This window comes from Cyanobium usitatum str. Tous (assembly GCF_003011885.1).
Classification (GTDB): Bacteria; Cyanobacteriota; Cyanobacteriia; order PCC-6307; family Cyanobiaceae; genus Cyanobium_A; species Cyanobium_A usitatum.
In genome coordinates this window covers 1-23,414 of record NZ_PXXO01000002.1, presented here as the reverse complement: position 1 = coordinate 23,414, position 23,414 = coordinate 1, and the positions used below count along the sequence as shown (strand labels likewise).

Genomic DNA, 23,414 nt, shown 5'->3' with positions numbered 1-23,414 from the left:
CATCCAACTGGGCTGTGGCACGATCAAAGCCCTGATCCAGCCTGGCTGCCGTGAGCGACGCCCCCCGCTACCAACCCCAGGCCCTCGAATCGCGCTGGCAGCAGCACTGGGAGAGCACGGCTCAGCACCGCACGCCAGCGAAGCTGGATGGGTCCTGCGGCGACAGCTATTACGCCCTGTCGATGTTCCCCTATCCATCGGGGAACCTGCACATGGGTCACGTACGCAATTACGTGATCACCGATGTGATCGCCAGGGTGCAACGTTTACGGGGCAAGCAGGTGCTGCATCCGATGGGTTGGGATGCCTTTGGTTTACCAGCCGAAAATGCGGCGATCGAGCGGGGAATTGAACCCGGCATCTGGACCGATCAAAACATCGCCTCGATGCGGGAGCAGCTGAAGCGGCTTGGCCTCTCCATCGACTGGGATCGAGAGCTGGCTACCTGCCATAGCGACTACTACCGCTGGACCCAGTGGTTATTTCTGCAGTTTCTAGATGCAGGGCTCGCTTACCAGAGGGACGCAAGCGTCAACTGGGATCCCATCGACCAAACGGTGCTTGCCAACGAACAGGTGGACGGCGAGGGCCGCTCCTGGCGTTCCGGAGCCCTGGTGGAGAAACGCAAGCTGCGCCAGTGGTTCCTCAAGATCACCGCCTACGCCGACCAACTGCTGGACGATCTGCCCAAGCTCGAGGGTTGGCCGGAGCGGGTGCGCACCATGCAGGCCAACTGGATTGGCCGCAGTACGGGCGCCGAGCTGCACTTTGAGGTTGTGGATTCATCTGGCGCTGGCACCGGTGAACAGATCACCGTGTTCACAACTCGCCCGGACACCATCTTTGGCGTCAGCTACCTGGTGCTGGCCCCAGAACACCCCCGGGTGGCTGGGCTGACCACCGCCGAGCAGGCGGTCCAAGTGCAGGCCTTCTGTGATCTGGTGAGCCGCCAAAGCGAGCTTGAGCGCACGGCCGACGACAAACCCAAACGGGGTGTGCCGATCGGTACCCGGGTGCGCAACCCAGCCAATGGCGCCCTTATCCCCCTCTGGATCGCCGACTACGTCCTCGCCGACTACGGCACCGGCGCAGTGATGGGGGTCCCTGCCCACGACCAGCGCGACTTTGTATTCGCGCGGCAGTACGAATTGGCGGTGCAGCAGGTGATCATTCCCCAGGGCAGCGACGAGCACGCCTTCGAAGGTGGTGCCTGGACAGAAGCCGGGGTTTTGATCCACTCCGGTTGCTTCGATGGTTTACCAAGCGGTGAAGCCAAAAGGGCGATCACCGAGGCCGCTGCGGGTCAGGGATGGGGCAATGCCAAGGTGCAGTTCCGTCTGCGCGACTGGCTGATCTCGCGCCAGCGCTACTGGGGCTGTCCGATCCCGGTGATCCACTGCGAAAGCTGCGGTGTGGTGCCCGTACCGGCCGAACAGCTGCCGGTGGAGCTGCCGGTGGGGGCAAACCTTGAGGGCAAGGGCGGATCGCCCCTAGCCCAATTAGAGAGCTGGGTGAACGTGGACTGCCCTTGCTGCGGCAAGGCGGCGAAGCGTGAGACCGACACCATGGACACCTTCATGTGCTCCAGCTGGTATTTCCTGCGCTACAGCGATCCCCACAACACAGACCTTCCGTTTACACGCGAGGCCGTAGACCGCTGGTTGCCGGTTGATCAATATGTGGGCGGGATCGAGCACGCGATCCTCCACCTTCTCTATGCCCGCTTCTTCACCAAGGTGCTGCGAGACCGGGGCCTGCTGGGCTTCGATGAACCCTTCATCCACTTACTTACCCAGGGGATGGTTCAGGGCATTACCTACAAGAACCCCCACTCCGGCAAATACATCGCGCCGGGCGATGTTGTCGATCCAAGCGCCCCCCGTGATCCAATCAGTGGCGAAGTCCTAGAGACTTTCTACGAAAAAATGTCGAAGTCGAAGTACAACGGCGTCGACCCTGCCCAAGTAATTGATAAGTATGGCGCTGATACGGCGCGGATGTTCATCCTGTTCAAGGCTCCACCGGAAAAAGATCTGGAATGGGATGACGCCGATGTGGAAGGCCAGTTTCGCTTTTTACAGCGCCTGTGGCGGCTGGTGGATGGGGCCTGCGCCCGAGACCTGCAACTGTCAGATTTAGGGCGGGTAGGTGAGCAATCTGCGACCCAGTTTGCCAACACAACCCTGACTGCATCTGAGCTAGAGCTGCGCCGGGCAGTGCACACGGCCATAGCCGAGATCAGTGAGGACCTCGATGGTGAATATCAGTTCAATACAGCCATTTCGGAGTTAATGAAGCTCAGCAATGTGATGGCTGAACATCTCGAAGCCGCCTCTGCGCCCGTAGCTAAAGAGGCATTTCACACCTTGCTGGTGCTCCTGGCTCCATTTGCCCCCCACTTGGCGGAGGAGCTTTGGCTGCGTTTGGGCGCCAATCCAGACAACAACTGCAGCATCCACGCTCAGAGCTGGCCGCAGCCAGACCCTGCAGCCCTAGTGCGGGAAACTATTGATTTGGTTATTCAGGTCAAGGGCAAGATGCGAGGCAGCTTGGCGGTGCCCGCCAACGCTGATAAAGCAACCCTTGAACAGCTGGCGCTCAATAGCGAAATCGCACAAAAATGGCTGGAGGGCAAGCCCCCCAGCCGGGTAATCGTGGTGCCTGGAAAGCTGGTGAATCTGGTGCCCTAGAACCACTCAGCCACCGCTTCTTCAGCGGTGTTGACATTGGCGTCCGGGGTAGTGCGGACGAATTCAAGCGTGATATTGCGCCGTTGTTCGCCGTCAGCTGCTACGGCAGTGATCGGGTACAACTGCTGGCCATCACGGAAGGGAACCTGAAGCCTGAAGGTGCCATCTTCGCCAAGGGGCACGACTTCCTCACCAATCCGCAGGGTTGCCGCCGGATCAGTAGCTCCATAAACAATCAACTCGGCATCTGCTACTAGCCAGAAGGCTCGCTGACGAGTAGCTACACCACCAGCACCCGACTCGCTGCGGCCGCTGGCCCAAACACCGGCACCGGAAGCATTTAGACGCTGATTGTGGTCGGAATTGGCATCCACTTCGTGGAAAGCCTCAGAACCGCGGCCTACTGCCCGCCAGGTAGTGGTGGCAGTCTGATAAATGCGCTCGTGAATACCAGGAGCTGCAGTCGGCATAACAGCTGAACCAGCTGCAGCAGGAGCAGGGACCTCTAGGGAGAAGGGCACAAACCGATCAAGGATCTGCTCACTGGGATGGAGGGCAGGTACCCGAGCTACCGAGGAGAAGGCCAATGAACGCCAACCGCCACCGGCGAGCCGGTAGCCAAGTTCAACCCGATAGTCCCTGTCGCTGAGGGGAACAGGCAGATACCACTCGGTGGCATGGCTATTTACCACTACTTCCTGCATGGTGTGCTGGTGGGCAGCACCGGCACCGAGACCGGTCACATCCACAACTCGAAGTACCAGCTGGCTGGCACCGTCGGCCATCGCCTGGCGACGATCGGAGTCGGAGAGCTCCCAAAACACATAGGCCCACTGGGGATCCCTGGGCAGAAACACAACTGCCGTTTCGGAAGCGGGCCGGGGAGCAGAGCTCATCTCGGCTTCCATGCTGCGCAGACCTTCACCCTCTGGCACCTCACCACCGGGCTGGCTAGCTGGGGGCTGGGAGTCTGACCGGCGCTCGATAGCCTGCAACAGCTGATCCTTCAGCATCCGGCTATAGCGGCCGATGCCGAGGTTGCTGGCCATCTGGCGCAGTTGACGCAAGGTCAGATCGTTGGCGTCGTAATCACCCGACATCGGAAAACCTGACGTAGTCATAACTGCTGCTTTCCGAAGAAACTCAGTCGATTTTCAGGGATTCCGGCCCTGTTTTCGGAGCCTTGTCAGCAGATCGCCACGTCCGGGGAGCAAGCGGCCCCACCAGGCAATGCCTCAAGAGCCGATTCCAGGCGCTCCCCAGCGGGCAGTTAGGGCTCCGGCAGACCTAGCTCTGTCAGCGGGAGCAAATCAAGCGATCCGCCAAGAGGGGTTGAGGCCATGGCCCTTGGCGACTTGTGTCAATGGATGGCCGTGCCCCTCCCCAGGAGCGTGGTCCGTTCTTAAACAAGGTGAACTCCGTGGACCTATCGATGCGTTGGCTGGGCCTGGTGCTGTGCCTTCTGTGGCTGGGCTGGCGGCTCCAGGCCCTGTGGCAGTGGACTCAGCGGCAATGGCACCTAGATCCGCTCAGCAGTGAATTCCAGCAGGAACTACGCCGCCGCGGCTTAGTGGGGGTTTTGCCCTGAAAGCTAAGCGCTAGCTACAAGGCGCTGCCTAAGTAATTGAATGTGGTCGTCAATGAGAGTGCGAGCCTCTTCAAGGCTGGCTACTGAACCCATGGGCATGCCACTGCAGTGCTGAATGCGGTAGGCCTCTGCAGCTGGACAGCGCGTGATCAAGCGCACGCTGCAGCCGCGATGTCGCCACTCCGCGATAGCAGAAGAATCAGGCATGGCACGCTCTGCGACCCTTGCAATCAACCAAAGCTGGCCAGTGATGGCAAGGAGAAGTGTTGGTGCGACAACCAGCCTCAGGCTTTCTGGCTGAGCCGCCAAAGCTCGTTGACGGTTTTTCCCGATTCCACAGCCCGCAGACGCTTGACCAGCTCGAACATTTCGGTGCTTGCCAACTCGCCATTTTCTTGCCACTCCAAGCTGCGGGGCTCGAATAATTCCTGGCGAGGCGCTCTGTCCTCTGAACGATTCATAACTGCTACGCGTTGATTGCAAGACCTTATGGAATTGATCAGGGGATCGAGACCGGTTCTGATCTTTATCAATGGAAGATTGTGTGAAGGAACACGTGCCCAGAGGCAGGCCGCAGGCCTAAATAGGCCAACCCCGCTTGAGCTCCGTGGCCCTGGTACACCGCGATACCCCATATCGACATTGGGAGTTCGCCAGCGACTCCGGGGATCTGCTGCGGGTGGTGCCTGAGCGCGGCGGTCTGGTGACCGGCTGGCGCTGCAACGGCAAGGAGCTGATCTACCTCGATCTTGAACGCTTCCTCGACCCCGCCCAATCAGTGCGGGGCGGTATTCCCATCCTCTTCCCGATCTGCGGCGGCCTGCCGGACAACACCTTGCCCCTACCCCAGGGAAACTTTCCCCTTGGTCAGCACGGCTTCGCCCGGCAGCTGCCATGGCAGTTGAGCGCTCTCGAGGATGGCCAAGGCATCGCCCTTGAGCTCAAAGAAAGCGAGACCACCTTGACGAGCTATCCCTTCAGCTTTCTGCTGAGGCTTGAGCTGCGCCTGGTGCCAGGAGCCCTCGAGATCGACACCTCGGTCCACAACCGCAGCAAGGAGCCGATGCCATTCAGCTTCGGCCTCCACCCCTACTTCAACCTCAGCAACCTCAAATCTCCCCGCTTTGAGGGGCTACCGGAGCGCTGCCTAAACCATCTATCGATGGCCGACGCCGACACGGCAGAACAAATGGCGCGATTGGACGACGGAATTGACCTGTTGGTCCGTCCCAGTGGTGACGTGCGCTTGCTGGATCCGGAAGCCGGCCTGGCCCTTGATCTGCAGCTCAGCGCCCCGTTCAACCTGGTGGTGCTCTGGACCGAACCGCCCCGTGCGATGGTCTGCCTGGAGCCCTGGACAGGACCTCGCCAGGCTCTGATCAGTGGCGATGGCAAGCTTGAAATTGGTCCCACCGAAACCTGCCGGTTGCAGACCCGTTACGCCGTTAGCGCCTGCTAAGCCCCATCAAGTTTGGCGGCCAAAACTGCGTCAGCTCTGGTTAGGCCATCCACCTTGTGGGTGTACACCTCAGCGCTTGCGTGACCCCAGCCAAGGCTGAATTCGGCATGGTGACCCTCCGCTTCGCAGATCGCTCCAGCCCGGTTGAGCCAATCGAGAGCTTGCTGAAAATCAGCGAAGCTCCAGGCCTTTTGCAAGTGGTGTCCATCCACAACAACCCAACCGGGCAAGTGGGGCAACAATTCGGCCAGTTCAGCGGCATCCAGGAGCGGCGCCCCATCGCGGCAGGGAACACAGCTTTCTTGGTAGAGGGCCATGGGAAGGGCTGTTGGCAACAGCTAAATCATGGCCCTTGTGAAGTCCGGTTGGCGGGCCGAAGACTTCCTAGTATTGGCATTATGGGCGAAGCACATGCCGTATCCCGACTACCCGATTCCGGCGGATGAATCCCAGCGCCAAAGGGATTTAGAGCGGCTGGGGGTACTAAACCATCCAGGAGATGAGCATTTTGAGCGACTGGTGCGGCTCGCCTCGACTGTGCTGGAAACCCCGATCGCGCTCATCTCCCTGGTGGATGGCGACCGCCAATGGTTCCTTGCCCACCACGGCATAGACAGCACCGAAACGCCGCGGAAGATGGCCTTTTGCGCCCACGCCATTGCCGGTGATGAAACCTTGGTGGTGCCAGATGCCCACCTAGACCCGCGTTTCTGCACCAATCCCCTGGTGACTCAGGACCCAAAGGTGCGCTTCTACGCAGGCACACCGCTGCAGAGTCGTGACGGCCACAACCTGGGCACCCTGTGCGTGATCGACCGGTTGCCGCGCCACTTCAGCGCCAGCCAGGTGCGACTGCTCGAGGATCTGGCCCAGCTGGTGCTGCGTGAGCTTGAACTGCGTCGACTCACCACGGTGCATCCAGTCAGCGCGCTAGCAGACCGAGCAAACTTCCTGGAGCAAGCTGAGCCTGAGCTGCTGCGGGCCCGCCAGGCAGGCGAAAACCTGGCCGTGCTGGCCCTGCAGCTCGACCACTTCGACCAGATCAAGAACCGCTGGGGTCTGGAGGCCTCTGATCGGGCGCTTGTAGACTTTGCCGCCCTACTGCGCTCCCAGCTATGCGAGCAGGACCTGGTGGGCCAAACCGGTGACCAGGAATTCGCCCTATTGATGGTGAATGTTGAACTTGCTACAGCCATGGAGCGGGCCGATGCCATTCGCACTGGCATCAGCGAGCTGCGGGGCGTCTTTTCGACCAGCGGCCACCAGCTATCGGCCAGTGGCGGCCTGACCCTGCTTGCCCCAGCCGATCGCCAGGCCCTTGATGCGCTGCTTCGGGCCGAACGGGCCCTAATCCTGGCGCAGGGCAATGGCCGAAACCAGATCGCCGAAATACTGGCTGACCCCCTAGAAGCAGAAAGCGTCCTAGAGTGAATTTATCCATGCCCTCCAGCGGCCAATTCTGAGCCCTGAAATCAACACCTTAGACTTTTTTCAAGCCTGGGTAAATGATGGGTCCTGGCTTATTTGGCATTTCTAAAACAGGTCAACGACCTGACCATTTCGATTTCACCGCATCTCAGTGCGGTGAAATCGGCTGCAGTTGTCTACTGCGAGGGAAACTTCGCAGGGCTCGACGGCAAAACCGCCCACGGCCTCGTGCGCTTCTGTGAGGCCTTTGAAATCAGGGCCATTATTGATAGCCAATCAGCTGGTGTTGATGCAGGCCTGCTACTAGACGGCATCAGCAACGGCATACCCATCGTGGCTGATCTAGATGAGGCCCTTGCCTTGCCAGGGCCCCGCGCCAGCAGCTTCATCTATGGCATGGCACCTGCAGATGGCCTCTATGGCAAAGACGATCGCCGGGCTCTGCTGCTGGCCATGGCAGCTGGCCTGAACCTGGTCAGCGGCATGCGCGAATTCCTTAATGACGACAGTGAATTTGCCCTAGCGGCCAAACGTCATCAGGTGTCAATCCGGGATGTGCGTCGTCCAGCCGCGCTGAAGGATCTGCGCCTGTTCAATGGCTCGATCGCCAAGGCACGCTGCATTCGAATCGCCGTGCTTGGCACCGATGGCGCCATCGGTAAGCGCACCACGGCCACGCTTCTGGTTCAAGCCCTAAACGCCAGCGGTATCCGCTCCGTTTTGGTGAGCACGGGGCAAACCGGCTTGATTCAAGGGGGGCGCTATGGCATTCCCCTTGATGCCATTCCATCGCAGTTTTGCTCAGGGGAGGTGGAGGCCGCAGTGGTGGAGGCCTACTGCACGGAAAAACCTGCGGTGATCGTGATTGAAGGCCAAGGGGCCCTCAGCCATCCCGCCTACCTCTCTTCCAGCTTCATCCTGCGGGGCAGCCAGCCCCAGGCGGTGGTGTTGCAGCACGCACCGGCACGGCGGCAGCTGAGCGACTTTCCGTTTATGCCGATGCCCACGCCTGCAAGCGAAATTCGCCTGATCGAATCCTTCGCGCCAACGCGGGTAATCGGCCTAACCCTCAACCACGAGGGCATGAATGACGCCGAGGTGAGTGCGGCCATCGCCCTCTATGCGGCCGAGCTCGCCATTCCTGTTACCGATGCGGTGAGCCGACCTGCCTCTGCCCTAGTAGCCATGGTGCTGCGGGCTTTCCCCGAGTTGTGTACATCAACTGACGGCCAGCTTTGAGCGCACCGCGGCTGGAGATTCATCTCGAGCACCTGCAGCACAACGCCACCACCATGGTGAATCGGCTTGCCCGCCAAGGAATCAAGGTGACCGGGGTGAGCAAGGCAACCCTGGGCCTGCCAGAAATTGTGCGCACCTGGGTGGCGGCAGGGGTGCATTCCATCGGTGAATCGCGAATCGAATCAATCGAATCGCTTAGCCGCTGCGAGCTTGGTGTGCCCCTGCTGCTGATTCGCTCGCCGATGCTCAGCCAGGTGGATCGGGTGGTGGCCCATGCGGCGATTAGCTGCAACAGCGAGGCGGTGGTGCTCAAGGCCTTGGCAGCGGCAGCGCATTGCCAGGGGGTGCGCCATGGGGTGCTGCTGATGGTGGAGTTAGGGGATCTGCGCGAGGGAATTCTCGCGGCAGACCTTGAGGCGATGGTGTTACTTACCCTTGCCCTGCCAAACCTGCTGCTGGTGGGCATCGGCACCAATCTGGGCTGTCAAAACGGCGTTGCCCCAGATGAAGCGAATATGGGCGAACTATCGCGTCTGATCGAAGCCCTGGAAAGGCGTTTTGGCATCAGGCTCGAGTGGTGCTCGGGAGGTAATTCGGCCAATCTTCCCTGGTTGACAGGTGGCGGCGATCGGGGCCGCATCAACCACCTGCGCCTTGGCGAGGCCCTACTGCTGGGGCGAGAGCCTCTCAGCCGCACAGCTATACCAGGGCTGTACACAGATGCCATCACCCTGGTGGCAGAGGTGATCGAGTCCAAGCGCAAGCCAAGCCGTGCCTGGGGAACGCGTCACTGCACCAGTTTTGCCAATGGGCCAGTCGCTCCCCAAAAGCAACCAGACCAACCCATGGCCATGCGAGCGCTACTTGCCCTGGGCGAACAGGATGCCGATCCGGCCGGTCTTAGTGCCCCTGGGATCAACATCGAGGGCGCATCCAGCGACCACTTGGTGGTGAGCGGAGCGGCAGAGGCGTTGGCGCCGGGCGATGAACAGCGCTTCCAGGTGAGCTATAGCAGCCTGCTGCGGGCGATGACATCTCCATTTGTGAGCCGTTGTTTCATCGGCGGACCTGCCTAGGGTTCGCAATTGGTAATGGCCCCTTCATGCAGTCGCCCCTTCGCTCAGCTGGCAGTCCCGATGGTCCTGGAGCAACCCTCAGCCTGATTGCGGCCGTGTTGGTGGGCATCGCGATTCTGCTCAGCCAAACCGTGTTCATCGTGCCGGCCGGCAACGTGGCCGTTGTCACAACCCTGGGCAAGGTCACCGGTACCCCCCGCAGCCCCGGCGCCAACATCAAGGCCCCCCTGGTGCAGAACACTTCGCTATTTGACGTGCGCACCCAGGTGCGACCGGAGCAGTTTTCGACTCTCACCAAGGATCTCCAGGTGATCCAGGCCACCGCCACGGTGAAGTACGCCATGAAGCCCGCAGAAGCGGGGCGGATATACGAGACGATCGCCACCGATGACCAGCAGATCTATCCCCGCGTAATCCAACCATCGCTACTGAAGGCACTCAAATCAGTCTTTTCCCAGTATGAGTTGGTGACTATTGCCACCGAATGGAACTCCATTTCGGAGCTGGTGCAGGAGAAGGTGGCCGAGGAACTGCGCAAATTTGATTATGTGAGCGTGCAGGGACTCGATCTCACCGGCCTGCAAATCGCCGAGGAATACCGCGCCGCGATCGAACAGAAACAAATTGCCGAGCAGCAGCTCTTACGTGCCCAGACCGAGGTCTTGATCGCCGAGCAGGAAGCCAAGCGCTACGAAACGCTCAACTCAAGCCTCGATGATCAGGTGCTCTACAAGCTCTTCCTCGACAAGTGGGATGGCCAGACCTCCGTGGTGCCAGCCCTGCCTGGTACGGCTGGGGGGAGCGGCAACTCGGTGATCGTCAACGGACGGCGCTGATGCTGGCTTGAATCAGCCAGTCTTGAGCAACTGCGCAGGCCAGCAATGCCAACTTTCCTAGTTACCGGCAGCAACCGCGGCATCGGCCTCGAGTACTGCAGACAACTACAGGCCCGCGGCGATCAGGTGATCGCCGTCTGCCGCACTCCCTCGCCAGAACTGGAGGCGCTGGGGGTGCGCCTCGAGGCCGGAATCGAGCTCACCGCTGAAGCCGATCTTGCTGTTTTGGTGCAACGGCTAGCTGGCCAGCCGCTTGACGGGGTGATCCTCAATGCCGGCATCCTCGAAGGCAACCGCCTGGAAAATCTCGACAGCGACAGCCTCAGGCGACAGTTTGAGGTGAATGCATTGGCGCCCCTGCGGCTCGTGGCCGCCCTGCTGCCGAATCTGCAGCCCGGTTCCAAGCTGGCGCTGATGACCAGCCGCATGGGCTCGATTGACGACAACAGTTCCGGCTCCTCCTACGGCTACCGGATGTCAAAGGTGGCGTTGAACATGGCGGGGCGATCCCTGGCGATAGACCTACGGCCCCGCGGCATCGCCGTGGCACTCCTCCATCCGGGGCTGGTGCGCACCCGCATGGTCAACTTCAACCCCCAGGGCATCAGCCCCGAGGAGGCGGTGCGGGGCCTGCTGGCCCGCATCGATGCTCTCAGCCTGGCAACCAGCGGTGGCTTCTGGCACGCCAACGGCGAGGTGCTGCCTTGGTAGTGCCGCTCAAGCGCCCAAGCTGACGACGCCGCGCCGGTGAATCTCGCTGGCGTAGTCGGTCCAGACCCCCTGGCCCCAGTAACGAAAGCAGCTCGTTTCCAGCAGCAGCAGATGCAGCAGCGCCTGTTGGTAGGGCTGGGTCTGGGTAACTGAGGGATCGGCCGCCACCAGGGGATCGAAGTGCTGGTGAAAGGCGGCGCTGAGGCTGGTCATCGGCTCCAGCACGTTGGCGTAGCCCTCCACCCAGCTGAGGTTGTTGGTCCAGGAGGCACCTGCCATCGAGAAGGAGGGATCACGGGCCTGGAGCTCGGCGATGGCCGCCTCAACATCTGCAGAGTTGGGTGTCTCGCCCAGCTGCTGCCAGAGCTTGTGTTGCTGCACCGCCTGAATCGGCGGATAGTCGCCGGCAGACAACCCGGCGGCCTCGAGCAACTCGAGATATTCGCTGCCATTAATCGCCACCGTGCCAGCACCAACGCCCTCGGCGGCAATGCGCTGGTGGGCCTGGATGAAGGCCTGGGGGAATTCGTTCATCATCACGCCACCGTTCTCGCCATCGGCGATCTGGGAGACGAGGGCCGGCACGGATATGCCGCCAAGGGGTATGGGGCCACGCCCCAGGGCTTCGTAGTAGGGCTGCATCTGACCCACCAGCTTGGTGTCGGAGCCCTGGGTTTTGATCAGCGCCGTGATCGAGGCCACCTCACCGCTGGAGCTGCGTGCCACCAATTGGTTGGGCACCAGTTTCTGCTCCTGGCTGAGGGCAGAACCATCGGGATTTTCAACGCTGTGCTCCTGCACCAGCAGCCAGCGGTAGCCGCACTCCCGCAGGGCCTTGATGAATTCGTAGAGCGTGTCTGGGTGGTTGGGTAGATGCATCTCCGGCGGCGAGAAACCCTTCACCCGCTGCAGGGCCGCATCGCCAAACATGGCCGCAAAGTGATGCTGCCAGGCCAGGATCTGCAGCTTGAGATCGGGGATTGGCGTGGAGGGGGCCACGGCATGGCTCCAAAAGGTGCCGAGCCACTCCACATGGGGTTGAAGGGCAGGATCACAGGCCAGCCGCTGCAGCGCCTCGAGGATGTCGTGGCGACCCATCTGCTGGAATCCCCACAGCAAATTGCCGGAGTAATCCAGCATGATCCGCGGATTGGCGCCCTCAGCAATCAACTGGGGGATGATGTCGGCCAAACGCCGATAGCAATGGGCGAAGGCTTCAGCGTTGTGGTTGTCACCCTCGCCGGGATGCTCAACCATGTATTGGAGGTGGGAGATCAGCTCTCCATTGACACCGGCTGGAATCGTGGGCTGGTGCATGTGCAGGGCACAGGCGAAGCCTGAACGAATCTGCTCCAGCTTGAGATTGGTGGTGGGCAGAAATACAGACTGCTGCTGCTGCACCAGGGCGAGGATTTCTGCTTCGCGGCCAGCGATCGGCGGCAGGGAGGGGTTGCTCACAGGTTTGAGATAGTCAAAGAGTGGCAATGCGCTGGCGAATCAGCGGCACTGATGAACTTGCAAGCTGCTGAGAAAGGATGGTTTGACCGCGCTCCCAAGCAGATCGGCGCGATAAAAGCTCCAAATCATCAAACCAAGCCGACTTTGTCATCTGGCCAACATGTAGGCGTATGTGATAGACGTAATCAGAAATAAGTACGCCTGGAGCACTACTTGTAACTGCGATCATCATGCCTACATCTTCACCTTGTGGCAGGCCCATCCAGCCACCGACACGCTTGAGTAGGGCAGCCTGCACAAGCAGGGTTGTTGGCCCCAGGGGAATGCTGTCATGGGGGGATGGCCAGGCTCGCCAGACATCACCCGCTAGGCATGGCCCAGCGGCCACGATGGCAGGATCATTTTTGAGATCATCAGTGCAATAACCGGCTGCCCACTGGGCCCCTGCCTGGCCATTGATTGCGGCCAGGCGCTTGTCGATGGAATGGGGGTAAAGCCAGTCGTCGTCATCAGCACTGGTTATCCACTCACCCCGAGCAACAAGCAGGCCAAGATTGCGCGCTGCCGCCTGACCAATCGGCCGAGCAGAAGCAATCACTGTGGCGTTGGCTGCAAGCTCAGCAGGCAGGGCTTCGAGGTCGTTGCCATCAACGACAATCACATGTTCAATGCTGCAATTATTTTCGTTCAGGCTACGATTAAGCTTGCTCAGCATAGGCAATCGATCAGGCAAAAGCCTGGTCGGAGTAATGACGCTAACGGTCGTCAAATTAATTGAATTATTGCGAGCTCAGCCATCCTAGTCGACTTTGGAGCCCCCAAGCCCTTTGCTCCATGATAAAATAGGCAGAATCCGAATGATTTGACCATGAAAACTGATCAAATCAAAATTTCCGAAACTTGAGAGCAAAGGCGCCCAGCACGGATGTCGCCCTAGACCTTTGCGCACCACCAGGCCTGCGGCATCCTGGGTTGAGCCCTTGATCTACCCGCGGTGGAAGCTGCCCAGCTGCGCGCCTTGTTCAACAAGCCCTACGGCGCCCCCGGCCCGAGCGAGGCGCAATGGCGGCAGCTTTACGCCGAGGACGTGCGCTTCAGCGATCCCACCCAGGAGAGAGATGGCATTTCGGCCTACATCAAAGCCCAGGAGGGCCTGCTGAAACGCTGTGACGACACCTACCTCACCCCCGGCGCGATTGCGATCGAAGCCAATTCGGCCTTCGTGGAGTGGGAGATGGGTTTGAAGATCAAGGGCATTGAGTTTGTGTATCCAGGTACCTCCCGGCTGCTTTTCAACAGCGAGGGCAAGATCTGCGACCACCGCGACTACTTCGACTTCGTGGGCCCCACCTTCGGACCGGTGCCTGTGCTCGGCGGCTTTGTGCGCTGGCTTTACAAGCGCTTTGTGGGCTGAGGCAGCTGCAGGAGCCGTGATGCGCCCTTTCTCCACACTCGCTCTGCTCGCCCTGGCTACGGGGCTGTTCGGCTGCGGCACCAACAAGCAAGCCAAGCCAGGACCGGCCGCCGTTACTGGTCCCATCCGGATCGAGCTCGACCCAAAGGATCCCTCCAGGAGCTTCGGGGTGCTGCCACGGGGTGAGGACCGCACCATTTTTAAGGTGGGTTTCGGCCGCAACGGCATCACCTGCGCCGGCAGCCGCTTCGAGGAGGGCTACACACCCCTGGGCCGCTTCCGGGTGAATGCCATCCTCAGCGGCAACACCTTCGTGATGGATCCAGGCCTGGTCGCCAAGTCGGGCAAGAGCGAAGCCGAGCTGCGCAAAACGCTTTTTACCAACATGAACGCCATCGACTTCGACGGCGATGGCGAAAACGGCGAATACGGCAGCGGCTACGTAAGCCTGGAGCCGGTGGACAGCGTCAAGCAGCCCTTTGCTTTCAACACCTACGACGGCAAGTTTCGCTGGTACAGCTTCGCCATTCACGGCAGCAACAACAACCGCATCGGCCAAAAGGTGACCGGCGGCTGCGTGAACGTGGCCGAGCCAGATTTGAAGCTCCTGCTCTCAGCCGTGAAGCTCGGCGATGAGGTGGTGATCAACGCCGCTGGCGGCAAGTGTGTTCAAGACGAACAGCTGTAGTGCGACACCCCACCGGCGTTGAAGAACTCCCTGGGTTTGAGGCGGTCGTAGGTCGTCGCCAGCTCCCCTGAGGGAGCGTTGTAGGGATGGCTGAACACCGCTTGCAGCTCCTGAATCAGGCTGGTGTCTCCCTGCTCCGCCTGTTGATAGGCCGGTGCAATCAGCCACTCGCGCCAGGTGATGGCTGGATTCACGCGTTGCATCGCTGCGGATGTCTCGCCTAGATCGCCGTTGGCCGAGAGCTGATCGCGCCAGCGCCTGAGCCAATCGCTCCATTGGGCAGCGAGTGGCGCCGAGAGGGGCTGGTAGAAGGCCTGCTGCAGCGCTGAGGGCTCCTCGGGAATCTCGGAAAGCTTGCGAAACACGATCGTGTAATCCGCCTGGGAGCGCAGCATCAGCTCCAGCAGCTCGTTCACCAGGGCGGCATCAGGGGTGGCCAGGCCCAGCTTGCGGGCCCACATCGCCTCGAGCTCCTGGTTCATCGCGCCGGCAAAGCCGTCACGGATGGAATCCAGCTGGGCCAGGGCCTCGCTGTTGTCAGCCAGCAGGGGCCGCACGGCCGACCAGAACATCTGGTAGTTGGCTCCGGCGGCCAAAGGTTGGTTGAAGAAGCTGAAGTGCTCGCCGCCACCGGTCCAGGGCTGGAAGCCGGGATCGAACCGTTCGCAGAAGCCAAACGGGCCGTAGTCGAGGGTGTAGCCACCGGCGGCGCAGTTATCGCTGTTGAAATTGCCCTGGCAAAACCCCACCCGCATCCAGTGGGCCACCAAGGCAATCAGCCGCGTGCGAAACAGGCCGGCCAGCTCCAGCACCTGGTCGCCGAAGGCCAGGCTCGGATCGATCTCCGGCCGGTAGTTGCGCTCAATCAGGTGGGCAACGATCAGGCGCAGCTCGTTCAACGCCTCCGGATGGGCCTGGCGCCGCACGCGGCGGGCAAATAGCTCCAGCTGCCCCACCCGCAAAAACGACGGCGCCACGCGGGTTGTGATTGCCGCTGGGTTGTCGACCAGCACATCGGGATCAAAGGAGGTGGACCCCGGCGCGTACCAGGGCCGGCGCACGGTTTCAGCGCCGGACCCATAGAGGGTCAAGGAGCGGGAGGTGGGAACGCCCAGGGCGTGCATGAACTCCTGGGCCAAAAACTCGCGCACGCTGGAGCGCAGCACGGCCCGACCATCGGCACCGCGGCAGTAGGGCGTGGGGCCACCGCCCTTGAGCTGCAGCTCCCAGCGCTGGCCGTTGAACACGCCTTCAAACACGGAAATGGCCCGGCCATCGCCGTAGCCATTGCCGGTGCCAAACGGACACTGCTGGATGTATTCAGCGCCGTAGATGGAGAGGGCATAGCCGGTGGCCCAGCCGTAGGGGCGCATCGGCTGCCGCGCCACGCTGATGTCGCCGGAAAACAGCCGCAGGAAGGCCTCGTCGTGGGCCAGGGAGTCGCTCAGGCCCAGCTCCTGGAACAGGCTGGGGCTGTGCGCCAGATAGGCAGGTACTGGCAGGGGCGTGGGTGTGACCGGCACGTAATGGCCTGAGAACACCTGGCGGGGGCGGTGATCGTGGCCATCCAGCGTGGCCTGGGGATCCGGCTGCAGCGACTCCAGCAGCGAATAATCAGCCCGTTGCGCGAACTCAGCGAAGGATGTGATCGGAGTGGTGCTCACGGGGCTCGCGGGTTCTGGCCGGCAGGGATCAGTGGAGGCTAGGGATGGAGGCCTCAGCTTGTGCGATGGGCCGATCAAGCAGGTCCTGATCGAGGGCGCGTCAACTGGCGTCCCAAGGGTCAGACGACAAACCCGAGGATTTGCCCAACAACCGCCAACACCTCCTCCAGCTGGGAGTCCTGCAGTCGCCCAATCGGATGGGGACGAGCGCCCCTGGCGCGCCAGTCGAAGGATTTGAGTTGCTGGCACAGCACATAGCTGTGGGCGTCGGGCCGATCGGGGATGGGGCCCAGGTCCACAGCAAGGGTGGAACCACGGTTGTAGGGCGCTGAAGTCATGGCGCAGCCCACCACTAAGCCCACCTTGGTGTGGAAGGAAGCTGTGGACAAGACGGCAAAGGGATGGTGATCCTTCATCTCCCGACCAGCCTGGGGGTTGTGGTCGATCCAGATCACGTCGCCGCGATCGGGCACCCAGCCCTGAACCACTTGGCGAGGACTCACTCGGTGACCTCAGCACCGAGCGGATGGAAGGCCATTGCTTCGGTGGGTTCGCCAGCCATGGGCTCGTACGCAGCCAGCCGCTCTGCCAAAGACAGGCGTCGCTGCACGGGCCTGATCATCACGCCTCCCTCCACAACGGAGAGTTCCACGGCCTGATCCTCCTGCAGCTGAGCCTCCCGGGCGATGGATGCGGGCAAGCGGATACCGAGGCTGTTGCCCCAGCGGCGCAGGGCCTGCCGGGAAGGGGTGGCGGCCATGAGAATCAGACGTATAAACAAAAGGATAAACGCCCCAGGCCGATGGGGCGGCACAGCAGCGACCAGAGCCGAGTTGGCTGCAGCCGCCTCACGCCCGCGCCAGAACGGATCCGAGCAGGGGCGCTTGCCTGGCGGGCCGCCCAAAACCCCACCTGGTCCAAGCGCCCTGCTGCCGCCACCATCGCCTGGACGCGTACATCGCCAAGCAAATACGGTGTCAAAGCTCAGACTCCACTCTCCTGACAAGCCCTTAGGGCGCTGGGATCGCCCCCGCTCAACTCATCTGCTTCTGAATTTTGCCCAGATAGGCCGGCATCATGTGATCGCTGATCAGGGTTGTGAATCCTTCCTGGCTCTGGGGGCCGCTCTGGTGGCGCAAGCGATCCTGCAGCGCTCCGAGTTCGTCTTCGCTAAGCATGACGCCGCTGCCGCCCACAGCACTGTTGAAAGCCGCTTCCTGAGCAGCTGCGTTGCGGACCAGACTGCCTTTACTGTTGAAGTGAAGCAGATTGCCGGCGTGCCGGTATCCCGGCGGCACCCGCGGCACGATGTCGGAATCGTTCACTAGGCGGTGGTAATGGCCTCCCAGCGCCTCGGCCAGCTGGTCGAGGGCGCGATCGCGGGCCACGGCAGGCTGGCCGTAGGTGTAAAGAGCTCGCAAGTTGCTGCTGGCAGCCCAGCTGGCGGCGGCCAGGGCTGCGATCGCCCCGCCCAGGCTGTGGCCTGTCACCACTAAGGGCAACTGTCTGTGGGGAGATATCAAGCGTTCCAGTTGGGGCCGCAGCGCCTCAAACTGCTCCCAGAAGCCGGCATGTACCGAACTGCCCAGCTCATTCACCGCCTTTGGTATCACTTTCAGGTTGCTGAGCCAATCGGCTGTGCTCTCGGTGCCGCGGAAACACACCAGCACCAGATCGGAGCAGGAGGCAACAAACCCCTGGGCCGCATCCTGCTCGACAAAATCACAGTTTTGGAAGCCCCAGGCTTGGAGCTGGCTCTCAACTTCCGCCTCGGGGTTGTAGGCCAGTTGACTAGCCAGGGCCAGCGAAAGGGCAGCAGGCCAATTGAACACTGGACTGGAAAGGGAGCTGAGCTTGAAATCTGCAGGCGTGGGTGCTGCCGCTGCCGGCGTTCCACGGCGCCCGAATAGCCCCCAGCCCTCCTCGACAGTTTCGGGTAGTGGTTCTGGGACAGGGGCTGAGATTTGAGCGGCAGCTGCCGAGTGGGCCACAGGGGCGCTGGCACCGAGGGTGGGAGTTCCGAAGCTCACGCTTACCTGCAGGGGGATCGTCCAGGTGGCTGAGACGCCCGCGGCCAGTGGGCTTGCCACTTCACCCTGTAGGAGCTCCGGCTCGTGCTGCTTGGCGACGACTGGGGGCAGGGTCACCGGGCCGCTCTGTCGTGGTCGCATTGGAGGTGTTGCTGCCAACAGCTTTTGCCGCATGGCTTCGGCCGCCGCAGGCAGCGGCTGGTTGCGAATGTGACGCACCAGACGGCTCACGCGCACCCCTTCATTCGCCTCCCAGGCAATGCGCTGTTCCCCCATCCACTCCTGCCAGAGCCGCCCGTCGCTGGTCACCACCTGCCCCTGTTCGTTGCGCTTCGGCACGCCGGAATGGTGCAGCGCCACCACCTCCCACTGGTCGTTGAAGACAGGGGAACCGGACGAGCCCGGGTCGGTGTCGGTGCGGTAGTGCAGGAACAGCTCCAGCTCATCGACAACCTGGTTGTTGCGGATCGCCAGTTGTTTCGGCTCACCGTTGGGGTGCTGGATGATGTTCACCTTCTCCCCCACCAGCAACTTGCCGCTGTCCTCGATCAGGGGAAGCCAGCCGTAGGCGTCCAGGTCACCGTCGTCGACCACGGCCACGAGGCTGTAATCCAGTTCCCGATCGGTCAGGAAGAACTCCTGTGGCGCCAGGGCGAAGCATTGGGTGGCCTGCAGCTCGCCACTGGCCTCCTCCTGGAAATTGAACTCCACCTTGGACTGGCGGGCCTGTTCGGCATCGGCCAGCACATGGTGGTTGGTGAGCAGCAGCCGGGGGGCAACCAGGAAGCCGGTACCGAAGCCCTCGGTGGCGCCAGTCCCACCGCCGATATGAACCCGCCCCACGGCCTGGGCAACCCGCAGACCCTGCTCGAAGAAGCGAAGGCCAATCAGGTCATTGGTGTTGAGCACCCGCTCCAGGGCCCGCGGAAATGCCCCCGGGGTAGCCCCGGGGCCCTGGGGATCAAAGTGCAACCCCTCCCGTCGCAGGCAGTCCACCCGCTCCGGATCGGCATGCAATCGGCGCAGGCGCTCACGGATCAAGTCGGGGGTGTTAACAGAGATGCCGAAGATGTCGCGAGCATCGATCCGAATGATGTTGCCTTCCCGCTCAGAGGCCCGCTCTCGGTAGCGCTGTTCGGTATCGGTGACCGGACCAAGAATGGGCATCGCTAGAAGAAGCTCTGCCATCACCGTAAGCACAGAACTTAGGTTCGTCAGCAGGGCTTACCGCCTCCGTTGCAGTTTCAGCTTGGCCTAAAAGTTCTCCCACCATCTTGAGAACCTGCCTGTGCACCAGGAAGACCCACTTTCGAGCTTGTTCAGGGTCATTTCGTTACAGGGTCTACGGGGGCTGCTTGAAGGCAGCACTGGTGCAACACCTCCTCCAAACGCTCAAGATCAGAAGCGGGCATTGTTTGTTTGCATAGACAGTTTCATTCGCTCCAGCCTTCTGAATCTTGTTGTTAGTCTTAAAGCGGCTGCGTTCTCAATGAACGCCCGGACAATATCCTTTAAGAGAAGATCCCGTCATGCGTGACCCTCGCGAAGATTGGCGGCGTTTCGACGCCGAAGCGATTCCGAGCAAGGACTCCACGCCGCAGCTCGACTCGTTCCTGCACGAGGTGAAGACCGAAGCGGCGGGCCGGCCGCTCATGCTCCTCGACGTGGGCTGCGGCAGCGGGCGGCTGAGTCGGAGGCTCTTCGAGCAGGGGATCGCAGTGCTCGGCGTGGACATCAACTCGGGCGCTGTTCACGCCGCAGAGCACAACGCAGCGTCCGCCGATACCGTTGGCCGCTCGCTGCGATTTGCAGTGGCCGACTTCGCCGAGGATGGCTCGCCGCAGCTCGACGGCGGGCCGTTCGACGTGGTCGTCTGCCAACTCGTGATCTCGATCATCGGCGACATGCGCCATCGGGCAAACCTCCTTCGGCATGCGCGAGAGAAGCTCAGGCCCGGTGGTCGGCTCTTCCTGTCGGCCTCGGGCGTTTCCGACACGATCAACGCCGGCTACGCGCGGCTCTACGCCGAAGACCTTCCACTGACTGGCGAGCGACACACCTACCTCTCGCGAAACGACAGTGGCAAGGTGCTCTACATGACCCACCACTTCACGGTGGACGAACTAACGAACCTCCTCGAAGCGGCGGGGTTCGACGAGATCAGCGTGGTGACGGAAAGGGAAACAAGTAGTCGCCGACCAGACGAGGCGGCCTACTTCCTCTACGCCACGTGCCGGTCGAAGCAATGACGCCCGCAGCTGTGCATCCCCTTTGCTCTGGCTAACGCTCGCCATCACCTGCGCGCAAATTGATATTGGCTATGATTAGCTATCAATCACTTCACTGAACTTCGGCATCTGGGGGGGCAATGTGCACTGTTCCTGCCTTCTCGACGGCGGTAACACCGTTGACGATCTTGAGCTGGTCCAGATTCATCTCCAAAGCCTTGCCGGTGATCATTCCGAGATCTTCCAGTGGCTCGGCGGTTAATTCGAGACCCCGTATCTGGAGTTCTGAAGCGATCTGTTTGAGATTTGCTTTGCGGTCTTCAGCAACGGTGACGATGACTTCGATTTTGGATTGAGCGAGATCGTCCATGGTCGGCTCCTCTTGAAATGGCCGTCGGCTGCGCCGCCCCGAAGGGAGCTTCATCAGCCGACGGGCCATTACACCAAGTTACTGGTTTTCGGTGTACTGAAAGTTGAACACAACAGCTACGGGGCCTGGACCAGGCCACGGCCGACATCGACAATCGGCAGCGAAAGCGCGCGGGAGTTGGCGATCAACCTCAGCCACAGGGCAGCGCCGCGGGCACCGGTGGCTTGCGCCCAAAGAGCAGCGATCCCGGCGACATGGGGCGTCGCCATACTGGTCCCGCTGATGGCCCGGTACCGGGTTGGCATCGGCCAGGAGGAATAAACAGCGACGCCCGGAGCCGCAATGTCGACGGCCGAGCCGGCGACGCGCGCCGTGTCGCGGGCCGAAAAGTTTGCCATCCGCAGGTTGCCGTCCAACGCCCCTACGGCCATGAAGGTCCTGCTGTTGGACGGGCGACCGACGAAGCCAAAGTTGCCAGCGGAGCGGTTGGCGTTGTTGCCTGCGGCGGCGACGATCAGGCTGCCGGCGTTCAGGGCGCGTTGGCCGGCAGTCTCGTAGAAGGTAGTGGTGGTGGGTACATTCGCGCCGAGCGACATGGAGATCACATGACACTTGTTGGCGATGGCCCAGTCGATACCTGCCAGGATGCCGCCGTCAACGCCGCTACCCTGATCGGATAGGACCTTTCCGATGAAGATATTTGCCTTGTGAGCGATGCCATAGCGAGGGCCGACCGCTGGCTTAAATGCCCCGCAGGCCGTTCCGGTGCAATGAGTACCGTGGCCGTGGCCGTCGTTGGCACTGACTACGCCGGGGATGAAGGAGCGCGATACAACTGACCGGCCAATAAAGTCCGGGTGTGCCAGGAACAAGCCGGTGTCGAGCACAGCGACTTTGATGCCCTGGCCAGTGAGCCTGGAAATCGCAGACCGGGTGGCTATGAGACCCCAGGTATGGCTCGGGCTGTCGACGAATCCAGCAGCTTCAATCAGATCGGCATACTCCTCGCCACCTGGAGGGGTGGTGGCCGCCGATGTGTAAAGGCTCTGGGCGCAATCCCGGAAACCGCGCATGTAATCGAGGGAAAATGCCCTCAACTCACTTAGGGCATACACAACACCCTCTGGCTCGACCGAAAGGATCGCGGAATCCTCGCCGGCCTCCATCGCAAGCATTCCGGCAGCGTCGGGCGGAACGTTGACTACGGCCATGCCGAGATTGCCCAGAACGGCTCCTCCTTCGGCAGGAACGTGGTCCATGTCAATTCCGGACTCGGCAAAATCACCGCTTCTCAGCAGATCGGCCGAACGGATGCCTGCACGATTTTCTAAAGTAGCGATAGCCTCAGTAGAAGCTTCTTCGCGGAAAGTGACAATAAAGCGGCCGGTAGTTTCGGCTTCGCTGGGTGGTGTGAATTCAGAGTTCATGAGTTTTTTCCTAGGAAAGGTATTAAAGGTTGGATCGAATGCTCAGGGACACGGGGAACCCAGGTTGAGAAGTGCCACCAGTACGCCCTTGCGTGTCGAAGCGGATGAAGTGGAAGCTTCAACGATTCAGCGGACCGTAGATTTTTCTCACCTGACAGCTTTAGCCCCGTCTAAAGCATGAGATCAAGAGGAAAAGGACAGCCCCTAATTACGCGATTAATTGGTTTACTTTTCAAGCCTAAAGCGTATCCAGACAACAATCTGCTGCTTATCTGATGCTTATGTGCCTCAATGAAATCGAGGGGTAGAGCAGCCCGTTGTAGCTCCTAGGTCAATGGATTGTCATGTGGATCACAGGCTGCGAAATCCCTGCAGATGAACCTCTGACAAACGCTGCACCTGGGCATCTGTTAATCGTTTGCCCAAGGTGATAACGGAGCGGCGTCCCATGGAGTGGTGTAACTCGGGGGGATCAGCCCCGGCGTAGCCGGGGCTGACGGCTCAACTCCCTCAGTCTTTAGCTGTGGCAATGGGTGGGCCGGTCTGTGACCCTGTTCGGAGCACTACCACCAAACCGAACACAGACCATGACCCTTACCCATATTGGCGCCTCCGAGCTGAGCCAGCTCATGGAGGGCACCACCGCTGGCGCCCTGATCCCTGAGATCGTGCGCCGGGGCTTCCAGGATCTGCTGGAGGCCGAGGTCTCCGCTGCCATTGGAGCCACTCGCCATGAACGCTTCCCTGATGAGCGATCCACCCACCGCAATGGCTACCGCCAGCGGCTGCTCACCACCCAGGTGGGTGACCTCAGCCTGGCCATCCCCAAACTCCGCCAGGGCAGCTTCTTTCCCGACTGGCTCGAGCCTCGCCGCCGGGTGGACAAGGCGCTCTACGCCGTGGTGATGGAGGCTTACACCGGCGGCATCTCCACCAGGAAGGTTGACGCGCTGGTGGAGGCACTGGGCGGGGCCAGTGGCATCTCCAAATCAGAGGTGAGCCGCATCTGCCAGGGGCACAGGTGTGCAGGTGAGAGCGTTTCTTGGCCGGACGTGGGACCATGCCCGCTGCCCGTACGTCTACCGCGATGCGACGTGCTTCCACGGCC

The 23,414-nt window shown here is 61.2% G+C and carries 23 protein-coding genes and 1 pseudogene; 12 read left to right on the top strand and 12 right to left on the bottom strand.

What is annotated here, in order from left to right; genetic code table 11:
* The first annotated feature begins 50 nt into the window (after positions 1-50).
* Complete coding sequence (gene leuS, locus C7K55_RS02040) at positions 51-2,690, top strand: leucine--tRNA ligase (protein ID WP_106501765.1); 2,640 nt, start codon at positions 51-53, stop codon at positions 2,688-2,690.
* Here leuS and C7K55_RS02035 read toward each other — a convergent pair.
* Positions 2,687-3,811 carry a DUF4912 domain-containing protein gene (locus tag C7K55_RS02035; protein ID WP_241518106.1) on the bottom strand — a complete coding sequence of 375 codons (1,125 nt, stop codon included), beginning with the start codon at positions 3,809-3,811 and terminating at the stop codon, positions 2,687-2,689. The two genes, leuS and C7K55_RS02035, sit on opposite strands and share 4 nt — an antisense overlap.
* A gap of 242 nt (positions 3,812-4,053) precedes the next feature.
* Here C7K55_RS02035 and C7K55_RS13500 point away from each other — a divergent pair, with 242 nt between their 5' ends.
* Positions 4,054-4,278 carry a hypothetical protein gene (locus C7K55_RS13500; RefSeq protein WP_106501763.1) on the top strand — a complete coding sequence of 75 codons (225 nt, stop codon included), beginning with the start codon at positions 4,054-4,056 and terminating at the stop codon, positions 4,276-4,278.
* A gap of 3 nt (positions 4,279-4,281) precedes the next feature.
* Here the strand turns inward: C7K55_RS13500 and C7K55_RS13215 are convergent, their stop codons facing one another.
* Together C7K55_RS13215 and C7K55_RS13855 are read right to left on the bottom strand one after the other, a co-directional pair.
* Positions 4,282-4,485, bottom strand: a complete 204-nt coding sequence (locus tag C7K55_RS13215; protein ID WP_127431958.1) for a hypothetical protein — start codon at positions 4,483-4,485, stop codon at positions 4,282-4,284.
* Between the two features lie 77 nt (positions 4,486-4,562).
* Positions 4,563-4,739, bottom strand: coding sequence for a hypothetical protein (locus C7K55_RS13855; protein WP_206603458.1), 177 nt, complete (start codon positions 4,737-4,739; stop codon positions 4,563-4,565).
* Between the two features lie 146 nt (positions 4,740-4,885).
* On the opposite strand from C7K55_RS13855, the gene C7K55_RS02025 reads away from it, so the two are divergent.
* Positions 4,886-5,737 carry an aldose epimerase family protein gene (locus C7K55_RS02025; protein WP_106501951.1) on the top strand — a complete coding sequence of 284 codons (852 nt, stop codon included), beginning with the start codon at positions 4,886-4,888 and terminating at the stop codon, positions 5,735-5,737.
* On the opposite strand, the gene C7K55_RS02020 is transcribed toward C7K55_RS02025, so the two are convergent.
* Complete coding sequence (locus C7K55_RS02020) at positions 5,734-6,054, bottom strand: 4a-hydroxytetrahydrobiopterin dehydratase (protein ID WP_106501762.1); 321 nt, start codon at positions 6,052-6,054, stop codon at positions 5,734-5,736. The two genes, C7K55_RS02025 and C7K55_RS02020, sit on opposite strands and share 4 nt — an antisense overlap.
* Before the next feature lie 94 nt (positions 6,055-6,148).
* Between C7K55_RS02020 and C7K55_RS02015 the strand changes: the two genes are divergently transcribed.
* From C7K55_RS02015 to C7K55_RS01995, 5 genes are all read left to right on the top strand, one after another.
* Entirely contained in the window at positions 6,149-7,168 is a 1,020-nt protein-coding gene (locus C7K55_RS02015) for a GGDEF domain-containing protein (protein ID WP_106501761.1), read from the top strand.
* Between the two features lie 93 nt (positions 7,169-7,261).
* The gene (locus tag C7K55_RS02010) at positions 7,262-8,404 is read left to right on the top strand and encodes an N-acetyltransferase DgcN family protein (protein ID WP_106501760.1); all 1,143 of its coding nucleotides are present in this window, start codon (positions 7,262-7,264) and stop codon (positions 8,402-8,404) included.
* Complete coding sequence (locus C7K55_RS02005) at positions 8,401-9,480, top strand: alanine/ornithine racemase family PLP-dependent enzyme (RefSeq protein ID WP_106501759.1); 1,080 nt, start codon at positions 8,401-8,403, stop codon at positions 9,478-9,480. The genes C7K55_RS02010 and C7K55_RS02005 overlap by 4 nt, the downstream gene beginning before the upstream one ends.
* A 26-nt stretch (positions 9,481-9,506) precedes the next feature.
* On the top strand, positions 9,507-10,316 hold the full coding sequence (locus C7K55_RS02000) for a prohibitin family protein (RefSeq protein WP_106501758.1): 810 nt from the start codon (positions 9,507-9,509) through the stop codon (positions 10,314-10,316).
* Positions 10,317-10,361: 45 nt separating this feature from the next.
* Positions 10,362-11,027: an SDR family oxidoreductase gene (locus C7K55_RS01995; protein ID WP_106501757.1), complete on the top strand. Its 666-nt coding sequence runs from the start codon at positions 10,362-10,364 to the stop codon at positions 11,025-11,027.
* Between the two features lie 6 nt (positions 11,028-11,033).
* Here C7K55_RS01995 and C7K55_RS01990 read toward each other — a convergent pair whose 3' ends face one another.
* Together C7K55_RS01990 and C7K55_RS01985 are read right to left on the bottom strand one after the other, a co-directional pair.
* Positions 11,034-12,485, bottom strand: coding sequence for a polysaccharide deacetylase family protein (locus tag C7K55_RS01990; protein WP_193486102.1), 1,452 nt, complete (start codon positions 12,483-12,485; stop codon positions 11,034-11,036).
* 13 nt (positions 12,486-12,498) lie between these two features.
* Entirely contained in the window at positions 12,499-13,254 is a 756-nt protein-coding gene (locus tag C7K55_RS01985; RefSeq protein ID WP_153062442.1) for a glycosyltransferase, read from the bottom strand.
* A gap of 225 nt (positions 13,255-13,479) precedes the next feature.
* On the opposite strand from C7K55_RS01985, the gene C7K55_RS01980 reads away from it, so the two are divergent.
* Both C7K55_RS01980 and C7K55_RS01975 read left to right on the top strand, forming a co-directional pair.
* A complete protein-coding gene (locus tag C7K55_RS01980) occupies positions 13,480-13,899 on the top strand; it encodes a nuclear transport factor 2 family protein (protein ID WP_106501754.1) in 420 nt (139 codons plus the stop codon).
* 19 nt (positions 13,900-13,918) lie between these two features.
* The gene (locus C7K55_RS01975) at positions 13,919-14,587 is read left to right on the top strand and encodes a L,D-transpeptidase (RefSeq protein WP_106501950.1); all 669 of its coding nucleotides are present in this window, start codon (positions 13,919-13,921) and stop codon (positions 14,585-14,587) included.
* Here C7K55_RS01975 and C7K55_RS01970 read toward each other — a convergent pair.
* The 4 genes from C7K55_RS01970 to C7K55_RS13495 form a co-directional block, all read right to left on the bottom strand.
* Positions 14,569-16,251 carry a protein adenylyltransferase SelO family protein gene (locus C7K55_RS01970; protein ID WP_106501753.1) on the bottom strand — a complete coding sequence of 561 codons (1,683 nt, stop codon included), beginning with the start codon at positions 16,249-16,251 and terminating at the stop codon, positions 14,569-14,571. The two genes, C7K55_RS01975 and C7K55_RS01970, sit on opposite strands and share 19 nt — an antisense overlap.
* A gap of 119 nt (positions 16,252-16,370) precedes the next feature.
* Entirely contained in the window at positions 16,371-16,754 is a 384-nt protein-coding gene (locus C7K55_RS01965; RefSeq protein ID WP_106501752.1) for a type II toxin-antitoxin system PemK/MazF family toxin, read from the bottom strand.
* Positions 16,751-17,011, bottom strand: a complete 261-nt coding sequence (locus tag C7K55_RS01960) for an AbrB/MazE/SpoVT family DNA-binding domain-containing protein (RefSeq protein WP_106501949.1) — start codon at positions 17,009-17,011, stop codon at positions 16,751-16,753. The genes C7K55_RS01965 and C7K55_RS01960 overlap by 4 nt, the downstream gene beginning before the upstream one ends.
* Positions 17,012-17,285: 274 nt before the next feature.
* Positions 17,286-19,469, bottom strand: coding sequence for a trypsin-like peptidase domain-containing protein (locus C7K55_RS13495; RefSeq protein ID WP_206603457.1), 2,184 nt, complete (start codon positions 19,467-19,469; stop codon positions 17,286-17,288).
* Between the two features lie 341 nt (positions 19,470-19,810).
* Between C7K55_RS13495 and C7K55_RS01950 the strand changes: the two genes are divergently transcribed.
* A complete protein-coding gene (locus C7K55_RS01950) occupies positions 19,811-20,530 on the top strand; it encodes a class I SAM-dependent methyltransferase (RefSeq protein WP_106501751.1) in 720 nt (239 codons plus the stop codon).
* 91 nt (positions 20,531-20,621) lie between these two features.
* On the opposite strand, the gene C7K55_RS01945 is transcribed toward C7K55_RS01950, so the two are convergent.
* Together C7K55_RS01945 and C7K55_RS01940 are read right to left on the bottom strand one after the other, a co-directional pair.
* On the bottom strand, positions 20,622-20,879 hold the full coding sequence (locus C7K55_RS01945) for a hypothetical protein (protein WP_106501750.1): 258 nt from the start codon (positions 20,877-20,879) through the stop codon (positions 20,622-20,624).
* Between the two features lie 116 nt (positions 20,880-20,995).
* Positions 20,996-22,306 carry a S8 family serine peptidase gene (locus C7K55_RS01940; protein ID WP_106501749.1) on the bottom strand — a complete coding sequence of 437 codons (1,311 nt, stop codon included), beginning with the start codon at positions 22,304-22,306 and terminating at the stop codon, positions 20,996-20,998.
* A gap of 587 nt (positions 22,307-22,893) precedes the next feature.
* Here C7K55_RS01940 and C7K55_RS01935 point away from each other — a divergent pair.
* Positions 22,894-23,414, top strand: a pseudogene (locus C7K55_RS01935) (transposase); the annotation flags it as partial.